The sequence below is a fragment of the Streptomyces alkaliterrae genome (assembly GCF_007097205.2).
Lineage (GTDB): Bacteria > Actinomycetota > Actinomycetes > Streptomycetales > Streptomycetaceae > Streptomyces > Streptomyces alkaliterrae.
Window position 1 is genome coordinate 1 of sequence record NZ_VJYK02000141.1, and the last position, 13,923, is coordinate 13,923.

General features: G+C 72.7%; 11 protein-coding genes. 8 read left to right on the forward strand and 3 right to left on the reverse strand.

What is annotated here, in order from left to right; all coding sequences use genetic code 11:
* The first annotated feature begins 132 nt into the window (after positions 1–132).
* Positions 133–1,554 carry a nucleobase:cation symporter-2 family protein gene (locus FNX44_RS14760; RefSeq protein ID WP_323369352.1) on the forward strand — a complete coding sequence of 474 codons (1,422 nt, stop codon included), beginning with the start codon at positions 133–135 and terminating at the stop codon, positions 1,552–1,554.
* A gap of 91 nt (positions 1,555–1,645) precedes the next feature.
* Here FNX44_RS14760 and aceB read toward each other — a convergent pair whose 3' ends face one another.
* Both aceB and FNX44_RS14770 read right to left on the reverse strand, forming a co-directional pair.
* On the reverse strand, positions 1,646–3,286 hold the full coding sequence (gene aceB / locus FNX44_RS14765) for a malate synthase A (RefSeq protein ID WP_143648700.1): 1,641 nt from the start codon (positions 3,284–3,286) through the stop codon (positions 1,646–1,648).
* Between the two features lie 235 nt (positions 3,287–3,521).
* Positions 3,522–4,133, reverse strand: coding sequence for a nucleotidyltransferase family protein (locus FNX44_RS14770; RefSeq protein WP_143648701.1), 612 nt, complete (start codon positions 4,131–4,133; stop codon positions 3,522–3,524).
* A gap of 333 nt (positions 4,134–4,466) precedes the next feature.
* Between FNX44_RS14770 and FNX44_RS14775 the strand changes: the two genes are divergently transcribed.
* Complete coding sequence (locus FNX44_RS14775; protein ID WP_323369354.1) at positions 4,467–4,832, forward strand: DUF5955 family protein; 366 nt, start codon at positions 4,467–4,469, stop codon at positions 4,830–4,832.
* A gap of 69 nt (positions 4,833–4,901) precedes the next feature.
* On the opposite strand, the gene FNX44_RS14780 is transcribed toward FNX44_RS14775, so the two are convergent.
* Positions 4,902–5,735: an IclR family transcriptional regulator gene (locus FNX44_RS14780; protein WP_153507297.1), complete on the reverse strand. Its 834-nt coding sequence runs from the start codon at positions 5,733–5,735 to the stop codon at positions 4,902–4,904.
* Between the two features lie 313 nt (positions 5,736–6,048).
* Here FNX44_RS14780 and allB point away from each other — a divergent pair, with 313 nt between their 5' ends.
* From allB to FNX44_RS14810, 6 genes are all read left to right on the forward strand, one after another.
* Positions 6,049–7,416 carry an allantoinase AllB gene (gene allB / locus FNX44_RS14785; protein WP_143648702.1) on the forward strand — a complete coding sequence of 456 codons (1,368 nt, stop codon included), beginning with the start codon at positions 6,049–6,051 and terminating at the stop codon, positions 7,414–7,416.
* Positions 7,413–8,540, forward strand: coding sequence for an allantoicase (gene alc / locus FNX44_RS14790; protein WP_143648703.1), 1,128 nt, complete (start codon positions 7,413–7,415; stop codon positions 8,538–8,540). The genes allB and alc overlap by 4 nt, the downstream gene beginning before the upstream one ends.
* 1,271 nt (positions 8,541–9,811) lie before the next feature.
* The gene (locus tag FNX44_RS14795; RefSeq protein WP_407699187.1) at positions 9,812–10,786 is read left to right on the forward strand and encodes a sugar ABC transporter substrate-binding protein; all 975 of its coding nucleotides are present in this window, start codon (positions 9,812–9,814) and stop codon (positions 10,784–10,786) included.
* Complete coding sequence (locus tag FNX44_RS14800) at positions 10,783–11,859, forward strand: ABC transporter permease (RefSeq protein ID WP_143648704.1); 1,077 nt, start codon at positions 10,783–10,785, stop codon at positions 11,857–11,859. Before FNX44_RS14795 ends, FNX44_RS14800 begins: the two co-directional genes overlap by 4 nt.
* Positions 11,856–12,716 carry an ATP-binding cassette domain-containing protein gene (locus FNX44_RS14805; RefSeq protein ID WP_143648705.1) on the forward strand — a complete coding sequence of 287 codons (861 nt, stop codon included), beginning with the start codon at positions 11,856–11,858 and terminating at the stop codon, positions 12,714–12,716. The genes FNX44_RS14800 and FNX44_RS14805 overlap by 4 nt, the downstream gene beginning before the upstream one ends.
* A gap of 15 nt (positions 12,717–12,731) precedes the next feature.
* A complete protein-coding gene (locus FNX44_RS14810; RefSeq protein ID WP_143648706.1) occupies positions 12,732–13,880 on the forward strand; it encodes an ROK family glucokinase in 1,149 nt (382 codons plus the stop codon).
* Positions 13,881–13,923: the final 43 nt, after the last annotated feature.

The window sequence follows — 13,923 nt, forward strand, 5'->3', positions numbered from 1 at the left end:
CTCCCGCACACCGCCGTGCCCGACTCCTCCCGCCCCCACCGCGCACGGCAGCAAGGCACCACCGAACCACCTCCCTGAAACCCTCGCCCCGCCGGACCACCGCCGGGGCAGTTAACCGACAGGAGGACCGCTGTGGCCGCAGAGCCCGGGATCCGCAGAGCAGGCTCCACCCGAAGCGCAGAACCGGAGACCGACCCCGCCGGGGAACCGACCGCCGAACCCGGCGGAACAGGCCGCGGGCGCCACCCCGTCGACGAGACCCTCCCGCCGCTGAAGATGGTCACCAGCGGCCTCCAGCACGTCGCCGCCATGTACGCCGGAGTGGTCGCCGTCCCACTGGTCATCGGCGCCGCCGCCGGACTGGACACCGCCGACACCACCCTGCTGATGGCCGCCAGCCTCTTCACCGCCGGCATAGCCACCCTGCTCCAGACCATAGGCGTCTGGAAGATCGGCGCCCGACTTCCGTTTGTCAACGGCGTCTCCTTCGCCGGTGTCGCGGCCATGACCGCGATCATCGCCGCCGAGGGCGGCGCCTCCGGACTGCCCGTCATCTTCGGCGCGGTCATCGTCGCCGGGCTGCTCGGCTTCCTCATCAGCCCCTGGTTCTGCAAGCTGGTGCGCTTCTTCCCGCCCGTGGTCACCGGCAGCGTGATCACCCTCATCGGGCTCTCCCTGCTTCCCGTGGCGCTCGGCTGGATCACCGCCGGTTCCGCCGACGCCGCCGACGGCGCCTCCATGCGCAACGTCGGACTCGCCGCGCTCACCCTCGCCGTCACCGTGCTGCTCAACCGCTTCGGCCGCGGCTTCCTGAAGTCGGTGTCGATCCTGCTCGGCCTGGTGGTCGGCACCCTGGTGGCGATCCCGCTCGGCATGGCCGACTTCGGCGGTCTGCGGGAGGCGGACCTGATCGGCTTCCCCACGCCCTTCCACTTCGGCGCGCCGCAGTTCTCCGTCGCCGCGATCGTCTCGATGTGCATCGTGATGCTGGTCATCATGACCGAGTCGACGGCCGACATCATCGCGCTCGGGCGGATCGTCGGCCGCCCCGCCGACGAGCGGACGATCGCCGCCGGGCTGCGCGCCGACACCCTCGGCAGCGCGGTCGCCCCGGTCTTCAACGGCTTCGCGGCGAGCGCGTTCGCGCAGAACATCGGCCTGGTCGCGATGACCAAGGTGCGCAGCCGGTACGTCGTCGCGGTCGCCGGCGGCATCATGGTGCTGTTGGGGCTCTCTCCGGTGGCCGCCGCGCTGATCTCCGCCGTGCCGCTGCCGGTACTCGGCGGGGTCGGTGTGGTCCTCTTCAGCACGATCGCGGTCAGCGGTGTGCAGACACTCGTCCAGGCCGACCTCGGCAAGGGCGCCAACAGCCTGATCGTCGCCGTCACCCTCGGGGTCGGGCTCGCGCCGGAGATGGCACACGGCTTCTACGGGCAGTTCCCCGACGGCCTGACGATCATCCTCGACTCCGGAATCAGCACCGGCTGCGTACTCGCCGTCGCCCTCAACCTGCTGTTCAACAGAGGCGAACGCGCCGCCCCCGCCGCCGAGTAGCGGCACGCTCCTCCCGACACCACGGGGCCGGGCGGTCCGAGGAACCTCCTCGGACCGCCCGGCCCGGTTCGTACCGGTGCTCCTGCTGCGGCTAGCCGCGCAGCTGCTCGTAGGCCGGCAGCGTCAGGAAGTCGACGTAGTTCTCGTCGAGCGACACCTTCAGCAGCAGATCGTGCGCCTCCTGCCAGCGGCCGGAGTTGAACGCGTCCTCGCCCAACTCCTCGCGGAGCGCGGCCAGTTCCTCCGCAGCCAGCGCCCTGACGACCTGCGCGTCGGCCTTCTCCCGGCCCTGCGGCGCATCCGGGAAGACCACACCCGCGTCCACCCACTGCCAGATCTGCGAACGCGAGATCTCGGCGGTGGCGGCGTCCTCCATGAGGCCGAAGATGGCCACCGCGCCCAGCCCGCGCAGCCACGCCTCGATGTACCGCACGCCGACCTGGATCGCGTTGCGCAGTCCCTCGTAGGTCGGCCGGGCGTCGAGCGAGTCGATGGCGATCAACTGCTCCGCGGTGACCCGCACGTCCTCGCGCAGCCGGTCCTTCTGGTGCGGCCGGTCGCCCAGCACCGCGTCGAAGGACGCCCTGGCGATCGGCACCAGGTCCGGGTGGGCGACCCACGAACCGTCGAAGCCGTCCGCGGCCTCCCGGTCCTTGTCCGCGCGGACCTTCTCCAGCGCCCGGGCGTTGGCCTCGGGGTCGCGGCGGTTGGGGATGAACGCGGCCATGCCGCCGATGGCGTGCGCCCCGCGCTTGTGGCAGGTGCGCACCAGCAGTTCGGTGTAGGCGCGCATGAACGGCGCCGTCATCGTCACCGCGTTGCGGTCCGGCAGGACAAACCGCTCACCGCCGTCCCGGAAGTTCTTCACGATGGAGAAGAGGTAGTCCCAGCGGCCGGCGTTCAGCCCGGAGGCGTGGTCGCGCAGCTCGTAGAGGATCTCCTCCATCTCGTAGGCGGCGGTGATCGTCTCGATCAGCACGGTGGCGCGGACCGTGCCGTGCGGGATGCCCAACTGCTCCTGGGCGAAGACGAAGACGTCGTTCCACAGTCGCGCCTCCAGGTGCGACTCGGTCTTCGGCAGGTAGAAGTAGGGGCCCTTGCCGAGGTCGAGGAGCCGCTGGGCGTTGTGGAAGAAGTAGAGCCCGAAGTCGACCAGCGCGCCGGGCACGGCCCGGCCGTCGGCGTCGCGCAGATGGCGCTCCTCCAGGTGCCAGCCGCGCGGCCGCATGACAACCGTGGCCAACTCCTCGGCGGGGCGCAGCGCGTAGCTCTTGCCTCGCTCGTCGGTGAAGTCGATGCGGCGCTTGTAGGCGTCGGTGAGGTTGAGCTGGCCGCCGATGACGTTCTGCCAGGTCGGCGCGGACGCGTCCTCGAAGTCGGCGAGCCAGACGCGGGCGCCGGAGTTCAGCGCGTTGATGGTCATCTTCCGGTCGGTGGGACCGGTGATCTCCACCCGGCGGTCCTGGAGGGCGGGCGGCGCCTCGGCCACCCGCCAGTCGCCCTCGCGCACGTCGGCGGTCTCCGGGAGGAAGTCGAGGGTGCTGGTCCTGGCGATCTCGGCTCGGCGTTCGGCGCGACGGGCGAGCAGCTCGTCCCGCCGTGGCGTGAAGCGTTCGTGTAGCGCGGCTACGAAGGCCAGCGCCGCCTCGGTCAGCACCTCGCCCTGACGGGCAGGTGCCTGGCTCGGGTCGACATCGACGATGGCCAGCGGTGACGGCGCTGGTGCGGACATATGGCTGTCACTCCTTCAGCGGGCGGTGCGCCTGGAGGCCCCAGGTTCCGCCGGGGTACACGTGTGCGGGCGCCGGGCACGTTGTGCCCGCACGCCTCTCACTTTCGGAGACTAGTTTTCTCATCGCGGAATTTCAACGGTCTGTTGACGTCGAGATCGTTGATGTCGAGATATTTTTCCGTCGGAGGGTCCCCAGGCGTGTCCGACGCGCCCGTCGGGGGAGGGGCGCGTGGAGTCAGAGCAGCCGGGCCAGGTCGGCCGGGGTGTCCACATCGGCCGGATCCGCCACGTCCGCACACTCGACCAGGACGATCTCCCCCGCGTGCCGGCGCAGATGGCCGCGCGCCCCCCGGTCCCCCTCGGCGCCCGCCGCCACCTCGGCCCAGTGCCGGGCGCCCAGCAGTACGGGGTGACCGCGCACGCCGTCGTAGGCCGCCATCGCCAGCGCATGCGGCCCGTCGGCCGCCCGGCGCAGCCGGTCGATCGCCTCGGCGCCGATCCCCGGCTGGTCGGTCAGCGTCACCAGGGCGGCGTCCGGCGGGTTCGGCGCGGCGGCGACCGCCCGCAGCCCGGCCCGCAGCGAACCGCCCATGCCGGTCTCCCACTCCCGGTTCACCACCACCTCGCAGTCGGCGAGGTCGGCGCGCTCCAGCACCGCGTCGGCCTCGGCGCCCAGCACCACGACCACGCGTTCGCAGCCGCCCTCGAACAGGGCCCGCGCCGCGTGCTCCACCAGCGGCCTGCCGTGGTGGCCGAGTAGCGCCTTGGGGCGTCCGCCGAGGCGTCGTCCGCCCCCGGCGGCCAGTAGCAGCCCGGTGACCCGAACGCGGTGTGCGGTATCGGTCATGTGCCGAGCGTACGTGTCGGGCCCGGCTGGTGGGCGGCGAAGGGTAACCGCCGACGACGGATCCGGTGGGTGCTTGGCGTCGGAAGTCGCCCGTGTGGGCGAGGCGCGTGGTTGTCCGCAGCGTCGCGTCCGGCAAGATGCCCGGCCGATTTCCGCCCACCGTATGGACTTCCGGTCCGGCCGTGGCGTTAACTGTCTCACCCGCACGCGGAGTTGAGTGGTCATCAGCACAGTGTGACGGTAGTGCGGGGGCGGTGGGGCCTGCCCGCCGCACGGTTCCTCGTCGCGCCTCCCGCGGGCCGGCGACCACACACCACTGCATACAGGGGCAATGTGACTGGGTGGGGGAGTACTGCCGTACAGGGCGACCCGAGAGGCGTCGAGGACGGCGCCGTTCTGCCGGGGCGGTGCCGCGGCGGGACGGAGACCGAGCGGGCGCGCGCGCTGCGCGCCGCCGTGTCCGGGCTGCGCCACGCCCTGGCCCGGCATCCCGTCGAGCTGCCGGACCGGGCCGTCGCGGAGGAGGAGTTGGCCGCGCTGGCGGCCATGGCCGCCGAGTCGGAGCCGGAGCCGGCGCGGCTGCGCGGTGCCCTGCTGCTGGTGCTCGGGGCGCTCGGCTCGGTCAGTGCGCTCGCCGAACCGCTGGCCGAGCTCAATGCCGCGATAAGCCGCTTCGGGCCCCCGCCGGGGCGCCGCTGAGCACGCGCCCGGAGCACGCCCCCGCGCGCGGTTCGCTCGGGCGCGCGGTGCTTCCGTGTACGCCCCGCGTCAGCCGGCGGTGGAGCCGTTGCTGGCGAGTGCGCCGGAGAGCTCGCGCGCGACCTCCTGGAGCAGCGGCACGATCTTCTCGGTCGCCGTGTCGGTGACCCGGCCGGCGGGTCCGGAGACGGAGATCGCGGCGGCGGTGGGGGAGTCCGGCACCGGAACGGCGATGCAGCGGACTCCTATCTCCTGCTCGTTGTCGTCCAGCGCGAAGCCGCGGTCGCGGGTGATCTCCAGCGCCGCGAGGAATCCGTCCGGAGTGGTGATGGTGCGTTCGGTGGCCGCCGGCATGCCCGTGCGGGCGAGCAGCGCCCGCACCTCCTCGGCCGGGGCGTCCGCGAGCAGCGCCTTGCCGACGCCCGTCGAATGCGGCAGCACCCGGCGGCCGACCTCGGTGAACATCCGCATCGAGTGCCGGGACGGGACCTGGGCGACGTAGACGACCTCGTCCCCGTCGAGCAGCGCCATGTTCGCGGTCTCGCCGGTCTCCTCGACCAGTCGGGCCAGGTAGGGCCGGGCCCAGGTGCCGAGCAGCCGGGAGGCGCTTTCGCCGAGCCGGATGAGCCGCGGTCCGAGCGCGTACCGCCGGTTGGGCTGCTGGCGGACGTAGCCGCAGGCCACCAGGGTGCGCATCAGCCGGTGGATGGTCGGCAGGGGCAGCCCGCTGCTGCTGGACAGCTCGCTCAGGCCGACCTCGCCGCCGGCGTCGGCCATCCGCTCCAGGAGGTCGAACGCACGTTCGAGTGACTGCACGCCGCCGCTTGCCGTCGGGCTGCTGGCGGTCTTGCGCTCGGCTGGCGGCACGTGGCGCTTTCCCTTCTCTTCCGGGCGGGGGGACATCGCCGAATGCTACCGGGCCGCGACCCGTTCGGGTCGGCTCGCGTTCGACGGTAGTGGCAGGTGAAGGGCTGAATGTCCGCTTGGTCGGCTGCTTGGCGGGGCTCGGTGCGGGTCTGCCCGTAGGTTCCTTTGTTCTGCGACTCGGAATCCTACTTCCATTTAGTGGAATCATCCAAAGGCTGCCGTTCGCCTCCCACATCCCCCGGACTGCTCTTGACGGGACTGTGGTGGAGGGGAAGACTCTTCAACAGAACGTTGAACTTCCGTACTGCGGAATCTCACCCATATCCCGTACGACACCCAGGAGGGGCCGTTGTCAGCCAGCCAGCCCGGTCCGGAACCCGTCGAGGCGGAGCTCGCGTTCCGCTCACGGCGGGTACTCACCCCCGACGGCCCCCGCCCGGCCACCGTCACCGTGACCGGCGGCGTGATCACCGCCGTACTCCCGCACGACACCCCGCTCCCGCCCGCCACCCGACTGGTGGACTGCGGCGGCGACGCCCTGCTGCCCGGCCTGGTCGACACCCACGTCCACGTCAACGACCCGGGCCGCGCCGAGTGGGAGGGCTTCTGGACGGCCACCCGGGCGGCCGCCGCCGGCGGCATCACCACGCTGCTCGACATGCCGCTCAACAGCCTGCCGCCCACCACCACCGCCGCCCACCTCGCCGTCAAGCGGGACGTGGCCGGCCCCAAGGCGCACGTGGACACCGGCTTCTGGGGCGGCGCCATCCCCGGCAACGTCAAGGACCTGCGCCCACTGCACGAGGCCGGCGTCTTCGGCTTCAAGTGCTTCCTCTCCCCGTCCGGCGTCGACGAGTTCCCGCAGCTGGACCGCGAGCAGCTGCGGCAGGCCCTGACCGAGATCGCCTCCTTCGACGGACTGCTCATCGTGCACGCCGAGGACCCCGCCCACCTGGGCAGCGCCCCGCCGGCGCACGGCCCCCGCTACGCCGACTTCCTCGCCTCCCGGCCGCGCGCCGCCGAGAACGACGCCATCAACCTCCTCGCGGACCTCGCCCGCGAACTGGACGCCCGCGTCCACGTACTGCACCTCTCCTCCTCCGACGCGCTGCCCACCATCAGCGCCGCCCGACGCGACGGCGTGCGCCTGACCGTCGAGACCTGCCCGCACTTCCTCACCCTCACCGCCGAGGAGGTGCCCGACGGCGCCACCGAGTTCAAGTGCTGCCCGCCCATCCGGGAGCGCGAGAACCAGGACGCGCTGTGGGACGGCCTCGCCGCCGGCACCATCGACTGCGTCGTCTCCGACCACTCGCCCTGCACCACCGACCTCAAGACCCCCGACTTCGGCGACGCCTGGGGCGGCATCTCCTCACTCCAGCTCGGCCTCCCCGCGGTGTGGACCGCCGCCCGCGAGCGCGGCCACACCCTCCACGACGTCGTGCGCTGGATGTCCCAGGCCCCCGCCCGACTCGCCGGCCTCACCGCCAAGGGCGCGATCGAACCCGGCCGGGACGCCGACTTCGCCGTCCTCGCCCCCGACGAGACGTTCACCGTCGACCCCGCCCGACTCCACCACCGCAACCAGGTCACCGCCTACGCCGGAAAGACCATGTACGGCGTCGTGCGCTCCACCTGGCTGCGCGGCCGGCAGATCACCGACAACGGCCGGATCGTCGAGAAGGCCGGCCGACTCATCGAAAGGAACCCCGCATGACCGCGGCCCGTACCGGACTGCCCCGCTTCACCGGCGACGCCAAGCCCTACGGCGGCGGGGACCCGTACGCCGACTACCGCACCGCCGACTTCCCCTTCACCCACCACGCGGACCTCGCGGACCGGCGCCTGGGCGCCGGGGTCATCGCGGCCAACGACGAGTTCTTCGCCGAGCGGGAGAACCTGCTCGTCCCCGAACGCGCCGAGTTCGACCCCGAGCACTTCGGCCACAAGGGCAAGATCATGGACGGCTGGGAGACCCGCCGCCGCCGCGGCGTCGACGCCGAGCGTCCCCACCCGACCGACGACGACCACGACTGGGCGCTGATCCGCCTCGGCGCCCCCGGCGTGATCCGCGGCATCGTCGTCGACACCGCCCACTTCCGCGGCAACTACCCGCAGGCGGTCTCCGTCGAGGCCACCGCCGCCCCGATCTCCGCCTCCCCCGACGAGCTGCTGGCACACGACGTCAAGTGGACCACCCTCGTCCCCCGCACCCCGGTCGGCGGCCACGCCGCCAACGCCTTCACCGTCGACGTCGAACAGCGCTTCACCCACCTGCGGCTGTGCCAGCACCCCGACGGCGGTGTGGCCAGGCTGCGCGTGTACGGCGAGGTCGTCCCCGACCCCGCCTGGCTCGCCGCGCTCGGCACCTTCGACGTCGCGGCGCTGGAAAACGGTGGCGCGGTCGAGGACGCCTCGGACCGCTTCTACTCGCCGGCCACCAACACCATCCAGCCCGGCCGCTCCCGCAAGATGGACGACGGCTGGGAGACCAGGCGCCGCCGGGACAAGGGCAACGACTGGATCCGCTACGCGCTCACCGGCCGCTCCGACCTGCGTGCCGTGGAGATCGACACGGCCTACCTCAAGGGCAACTCCGCGGGCTGGGCCGCGCTCGTCGGCCGGGACGGCGACGAGGGCGAGTGGGTCGAACTGCTGCCCCGCACCCGGCTCCAGCCCGACACCGTGCACCGCTTCCTGCTCGACGGCGCCCCCGCCGTCACCCACGTCCGGCTGGACATCTTCCCCGACGGCGGCATCTCCCGCCTGCGGCTCTTCGGTTCCCTGACCGAGGACGGCGCGGCGGCGCTTGCCGCCCGCCACCAGGAACTCGGCGGCTGACCCGGCCCGGCACCCGCCGCATTTCCGGCGAGTGCCGCGCCCGTGACGCCCCGTGCGGCGGCGGGTCGGCCGCCGCCGGGGCGGCCGACCCGCCGGGGCGGCCGGTGACGGCCGGCCGCCCCGACCCGCCCGATCCGGACTACCCGCCGACAGCCCGGATCGGGCGGTATGCCGGACGCCCGGCAAGGCCGCCACCGGCAGCCGGGTCTCCGCGGCCGGCCGTTCTCCGACGGTCGGTCCCACCCGGGCCGACGTGTGACCGACCGCCGCACACCACCGGGATCCGCCCCCGCGCCACCCCTCACCCAGGTTGGCGCGGGCACCTGTCGCATGGCCCCCGCCGCTCAGGCCATGCGACAGGCCCGGCCTTTCCCCCTCTCCTCCGGCAGCAGGCACACGCCCCTCGGCCTCACCGCCCAGCCCCTCCGCCGACGGGGCCGGTCGCTCGTGCATGCCTGCCGAGGCGGTTCTCGTGCCTGGCCCTCCACCGAGCGCCGGGCCGTTCACGCCCGCCTGCCGAGGCGTTCGCCGCGACCGGCCCTCCGCTCGCGGCCCAGCCGCTCGCGGAGGCCTACCGAGGCGGTTCTCGTGCCTGGCCCTCCGCCGACGGGTTGGCAGCTCGTGCTCGCTTGCCGGGGTGGGTTGCCGTGTCCGGCCCTCCGCTGGTGGGTCGGTGGCTTGTGCTCGCTTGCCGGGGCGGTTGTCGTGCGCGCACCCGGTACGCCGTCCCGCGCCGACCTGCCGAGCGGCGGGCTCGCACTCAGTCCCTCGGCCGACGTGGGCGCGGCGCGCCTGTCGGCTTCTTCTGCCGCCCCCGGGGCGTGGATCGCCTGGCATGCGGTCGGGGTGGTCGGCAGGCGCGTCGCCCCGTGCCGACCGGCGGCCTCCGTGTCGTCTGTTCCCTCGCACCGGACCCGCGCGCCCGGCTCGCCTCGGGGCAGCGCAGTGCCCGGACGTGGCTCCGGCGCCGCCGGTCCTTCCCGGCGCCGGTGGAACGGTGTCCCGGCCCCCCGCGGGGGCCCGGTCTCACCCAGGTGCCCGCCCGCGCCGTCGGTGGCGGATACTTGACCGGCCGGCGTCGACCCGTCTCGGGTCGTGGCGTCGGCGGGCAGATCCGTACCGAGGGGCAGGAGCCGGTGGCCGGCGTGAAGTGGTTTCGAGGGCGCGCGAACAGCAGGCGCACACAGAGCACGCGCACGCACAGCAGGCGTACGCACACCGGCGGTGCGACCGCTGGCCGTGCCCGGCCGGGCGGCAGACGGTCGGCCGTCCTGGCGGTCGGGCTTGTCCTGACGCTGGCGCTGAGCGCGTGCAGCAGCACCGGCGGCAAGCGGGCCGAGGAGGAGCGGGCCAGGGGCGCGGCCGGCCCCGCAGCCGTGGACACTCCGCGCTGGAAGATCGCCATGGTCACCCACTCGGGCGAGGGCGACACCTTCTGGGACATCGTGCGCAGCGGCGCCGAGCAGGCGGCACGCAAGGACAACATCGAGTTCCTCTACTCGCACGACAAGGAGGCCGGCAAGCAGGCCCAGCTCGTCCAGGCCGCCATAGACCAGGGGGTCGACGGCCTGGTCGTCACCCTCGCCAAGCCCGACGCGATGAAGGCGGTCGTGGAGAAGGCCGTGCGGGCCGGTATCCCGGTCGTGACGATCAACTCCGGGCAGGACCGCTCCAAGGAGTACGGCGCGCTCGCCCACATCGGCCAGGACGAGGTCACCGCCGGCGAGGCCGTCGGCGAGGAACTGAACGAGCGCGGGCTCACCAAGGCCATCTGCGTGCTGCACGAGCAGGGAAACATCGGCCACGAGGAGCGCTGCCGGGGAGTCCGCGCGACCTTCGACGGCACCGTGGACAACCTCTACGTCGACGGCACCAACATGCCCGCCGTCGAGTCGTCGCTGGAGGCCAAGCTCCAGTCCGACGAGAAGGTGGACTCCGTCGTCACGCTCGGCGCGCCGTTCGCCGCCACCGCCGTGAAGGCGGCGGACCAGGCCGGCAGCAAGGCGCAGGTCAGCACGTTCGACCTGAACGCGCAGGTGGTGCGGGCCCTGAAGGACGGCGATCTGACCTTCGCCGTGGACCAGCAGCCGTACCTGCAGGGCTACCAGGCCGTGGACCTGCTCTGGCTCTACAACTACAACGCCACCATGCTCGGCGGCGGCCAGCCCGTGCTGACCGGTCCCCAGGTGCTGACGGGGGACGACGCCGAGGCGCTGGAGGAGTACACGCGTAGGGGAACCCGATGAGCGACACCCGGACATCCGGCGCACAGCCGCCGCCGACCGCCGACCGCGACGCCCCCGGCGGCCAGCCGGGCCGCGCCGGGGAGCTGGCGCGGCGGCTGATCACCCGCCCGGAGCTGGGCGCGCTGGTGGGCGCGGTGGCGGTCTTCGTCTTCTTCGCCCTCTCTGCTGAAAGCTTTCTGCGCCCCGGCAGCCTGTCCACGGTCCTCTACGCCTCCTCCACGATCGGGATCGTCGCCGTCGCCGTCGCGCTGCTGATGATCGGCGGCGAGTTCGACCTGTCGGCGGGCGTCCTGGTGACCAGCTCCGCCCTGGTCTCCTCGATGTTCAGCTACCAGATGACCGCCAACGTGTGGGTGGGCGTCGGCGTCTCGCTGCTGGTCACGCTGGCGGTCGGGCTCTTCAACGGCTGGCTGCTCACCCGCACCGGACTGCCCAGCTTCATCATCACGCTCGGCACCTTCCTGATGCTGACCGGCCTCAACCTCGGCCTCACCAAGCTGGTCACCGGCACGGTCTCCACCAAGTCCATCGCCGACATGGACGGCTTCCCCGAGGCCCGCGCCGTCTTCGCCTCCCAGCTGGACCTCGGCGCCTTCACCCTGCGCGTCACCGTGCTGTGGTGGCTGGCGCTCGTCGCCGTCGCCACCTGGATCCTGCTGCGCACCCGCGCCGGGAACTGGATCTTCGCCGTCGGCGGCAACAAGGACGCCGCGCGGGCTGTCGGCGTCCCGGTCCGGGGCACCAAGATCGGCCTCTACCTGGGCGTCGCCTTCTGCGCCTGGGTGCTCGGCCAGCACCTGCTGTTCAGCTACGACGTCGTCCAGTCCGGCGAGGGCGTCGGCAACGAGCTGATCTACATCGCCGCCGCCGTCATCGGCGGCTGCCTGCTCACCGGCGGCTACGGCTCGGCCGCCGGCGCGGCGATCGGCGCCCTGATCTTCGGAATCGTCAGCAAGGGCATCGTCTACGCCGAGTGGGACCCCAACTGGTTCAAGTTCTTCCTCGGCGCGATGCTGCTGCTGGCGGCCCTGCTGAACGCCTGGATCCGCAAGCGGGCGGAGGCCACCCGATGACCCACACGACAGCACACGAGACCCCGCGGGACGCCGCCGTGACGCCCGAGGCCGCCGAGCCCCTGCTCAGTCTGGTGGGCGTCGGCAAGTCGTACGGCAACGTCGCCGCCCTGCGCAACGTCTCACTCGACGTCCACGCGGGCTCGGTGACCTGCGTGCTCGGAGACAACGGCGCCGGCAAGTCCACCCTCATCAAGATCATCGCCGGGCTGCACCGGCACGACGACGGACGCTACCTGCTCGACGGTGAGGAAACGGTCCTGCGCTCGCCGCGCGAGGCCCTGGACCGCGGCATCGCCACCGTCTACCAGGACCTCGCCGTCGTCCCGCTGATGCCCGTCTGGCGCAACTTCTTCCTCGGCTCCGAACCGCACACCGGCCGCGGCCCGCTGCGCCGCCTCGACGTCGCCACCATGCGCCGCACCACCCGGGAGGCCCTGGCCCGGATGGGCATCGACCTGCCCGACGTCGACCGGCCCATCGGCACCCTCTCCGGCGGCCAGCGCCAGTGCGTCGCCATCGCCCGCGCGGTCCACTTCGGCGCCCGGATCCTGGTGCTCGACGAGCCCACCGCCGCGCTCGGCGTCAAGCAGTCCGGCGTTGTCCTCAAGTACGTCGCCGCCGCCCGGGACCAAGGGCTCGGCGTGGTGCTCATCACCCACAACCCCCACCACGCCCACCTCGTCGGCGACCGCTTCGTCCTGCTCAAGCGCGGCACCATGGCCGGCAGCCACCGCAAGGGCGACATCACCCTCGACGCACTCACCCACGAGATGGCCGGCGGCGGCGAACTGGAACAGCTCGGTCACGAGCTCGCCCGCACGACCGCGCCGACACGGCCCCCAGCCGTCTCGTAGGGCACAATCGATTCGATGAGTACGTACCGTGACCGCGGCGCCGAGAGCCCCGCCCGCACCACCGTGCTGCGCACCGTCTCGACGCGCGAGCGGCGCTCCCACCTGTCGGCGCCCCGGGTCCCCACCGTCGGCATCGACATCGGCGGTACGAAGGTCATGGCCGGCGTCGTGGACGCGGACGGCACCATCCTGGAGAAGCTCCGTACCGAGACGCCCGACAAGTCCAAGAGCCCGAAGGTCGTCGAGGACACCATCACCGAGCTGGTCCTCGACCTCTCCGACCGGCACGACGTGCACGCCGTCGGCATCGGCGCCGCCGGCTGGGTCGACGCCGACCGCTCCCGCATCCTCTTCGCACCCCACCTCTCCTGGCGCGACGAGCCGCTGCGCGAAGCCCTCCAGGCCCGGCTCGCCGTCCCCGTCCTCATCGACAACGACGCCAACGCCGCCGCCTGGGGCGAGTGGCGCTTCGGCGCCGGACGCGGCGAGGACCACCTCGTCATGATCACCCTCGGTACCGGCATCGGCGGAGCCATACTGGAGGACGGCAAGGTCAAACGCGGCAAGTACGGCGTCGCCGGCGAGTTCGGCCACATGCAGGTCGTGCCCGGCGGACACCGCTGCCCCTGCGGCAACCGCGGCTGCTGGGAGCAGTACAGCTCCGGCAACGCCCTCGTCCGCGAGGCCCGCGAACTCGCCGCCGCCGACTCCCCGGTCGCGCACACCATCAACGCCCGCGTCGGCGGCCAGATCGGCGACATCACCGGCCCGCTCATCACCGAACTCGCCCGCGAGGGCGACGCCATGTGCGTCGAACTCCTCCAGGACATCGGTCAGTGGCTCGGCGTCGGCATCGCCAATCTCGCCGCCGCCCTCGACCCGTCCTGCTTTGTCGTCGGCGGCGGCGTCAGCGCGGCCGACGAACTCCTCATCGGCCCCGCCACCGACGCCTACAAGCGCCACCTCACCGGGCGCGGCTACCGCCCCGAGGCCCGCATCGTGCGCGCCCAGCTCGGCCCCGAGGCCGGCATGGTCGGCGCCGCCGATCTCGCCCGGCTCGTGGCCCGCCGCTTCCGCCGCGCCAACCGCCGCCGGCTGGAGCGTTACGAGATGTACGAGCGGGCCGCCGCCCAGCTGGGCCTCACCGGCCGGGCGGGGAGGTGAGCGGATGACCACCGAGGTCAGCGACGCCACCACCCCGCAACCC

Coding starts and splice junctions, on each gene's coding strand:
- FNX44_RS14800 (WP_143648704.1), top strand. CDS start 10,783: ATGAGCGACACCCGGACATCCGGCGCACAGCCGCCGCCGACCGCCGAC.
- aceB (WP_143648700.1), bottom strand. CDS start 3,286: ATGTCCGCACCAGCGCCGTCACCGCTGGCCATCGTCGATGTCGACCCG.
- alc (WP_143648703.1), top strand. CDS start 7,413: ATGACCGCGGCCCGTACCGGACTGCCCCGCTTCACCGGCGACGCCAAG.
- FNX44_RS14770 (WP_143648701.1), bottom strand. CDS start 4,133: ATGACCGATACCGCACACCGCGTTCGGGTCACCGGGCTGCTACTGGCC.
- FNX44_RS14780 (WP_153507297.1), bottom strand. CDS start 5,735: ATGTCCCCCCGCCCGGAAGAGAAGGGAAAGCGCCACGTGCCGCCAGCC.
- FNX44_RS14805 (WP_143648705.1), top strand. CDS start 11,856: ATGACCCACACGACAGCACACGAGACCCCGCGGGACGCCGCCGTGACG.
- FNX44_RS14810 (WP_143648706.1), top strand. CDS start 12,732: ATGAGTACGTACCGTGACCGCGGCGCCGAGAGCCCCGCCCGCACCACC.